Origin of the sequence: Zhongshania antarctica (genome assembly GCF_014202945.1) — a bacterium.
In the GTDB taxonomy this organism is placed as follows: Bacteria; Pseudomonadota; Gammaproteobacteria; order Pseudomonadales; family Spongiibacteraceae; genus Spongiibacter; species Spongiibacter antarcticus.
Map to the genome: position 1 here is coordinate 1 of NZ_JACHHW010000026.1, position 1,199 is coordinate 1,199.

1 protein-coding gene is annotated in these 1,199 nt (G+C 45.1%); it reads left to right on the forward strand.

The window, feature by feature from the left end; genetic code table 11:
* Nucleotides 1-102 precede the first annotated feature (102 nt).
* Nucleotides 103-1,199: IS4 family transposase (locus HNQ57_RS17670; RefSeq protein WP_184465260.1), on the forward strand; the 1,097-nt coding region annotated here is incomplete at its 3' end.

A 1,199-nucleotide genomic window follows, 5' to 3' on the forward strand; every position in this document is an offset into this window, starting at 1 on the left:
TCACTGCTGTCCCGTTAAGGAGAAATAAAAAAGCCTGATTCCACCACAATTGATACAATGAGATTGTCTAGAAAACACTGTATTAATAGAGGGAACCAGGCCATGGCACATTGTAATACCATTTTTTCACAAATACTAAAACTTGTTCCGAGACATGAATTTGAGACCCTTGCCAAACAACACCATTCAGGAGGCGCCTTTCGTACAGCCTCCCGTTGGTCGCAGTTCGTGTCACTGACGATGGCTCAATTGTCCGGGAGAAACAGCTTGCGTGATATCGTTGATAATATGTCGGCGCAAATGCATCGACTCTACCACTTGGGCAGCGCCAAACTGTCGCGATCCAATCTGTCGCGCATCAATGAAGACAAACCCTATGCCTTGTACGAAGCGTTGTTTGGAAAGCTGTTAACGCGCTGCCAAGGTGTGGCACCTGATCATAATTTCAAGTTTAACCACCCCTTGTATTCCCTAGATGCCTCGACTATCGACTTGTGCTTGTCTGCGTTTCCCTGGGCTGATTTTCGCACCACTAAGGGCGCGATCAAATTGCACGTCGGCCTGAACCATGCTGGCTATTTGCCGGAGTTTATGACGATCACGGAGGGGAAGAAACACGATGTAACCGTGGGTCGCATGCTCAACTTCCCTAAAGGGAGCATGGTTGCCATTGATAAAGCATACAATGATTATGCTTGGTATAAGCAATTGACAGACAAGGAGATTTTCTTCGTTACCCGGCTTAAGAACAATGCAAAATACCGTGTTATTGATCGTCGATCCGTGTTGAAAAACAAAGGCTTAACGTGTGATCAAACGATAGAATTCACCGGCCCCCAGGTCTCTAAAAAGTGTCCGGTTCAATTGCGGCGGGTAGGCTATAAAGACGCGGAGACGGGCAAACACTATGTGTTTTTAACGAACAATTTCAAGCTAGCCGCCAAGACGATTGCTGATGTCTACAAAGCCAGGTGGCAAGTAGAATTATTCTTTAAGTGGATAAAACAAAACCTGAAAATCAAATCGTTTGTTGGCACGAGCAAGAATGCAGTAATGACACAAATATGGATAGCGATGTGCGTCTACCTGCTTATTGCATTTCTCGCGTTTCAGTCAGAGCTTACAAAAAGTATGCAGCAGATATTACGGCTACTGCAGCTTAATTTGTTTGATAAACGTGACCTGATGGCTCTCTTAAG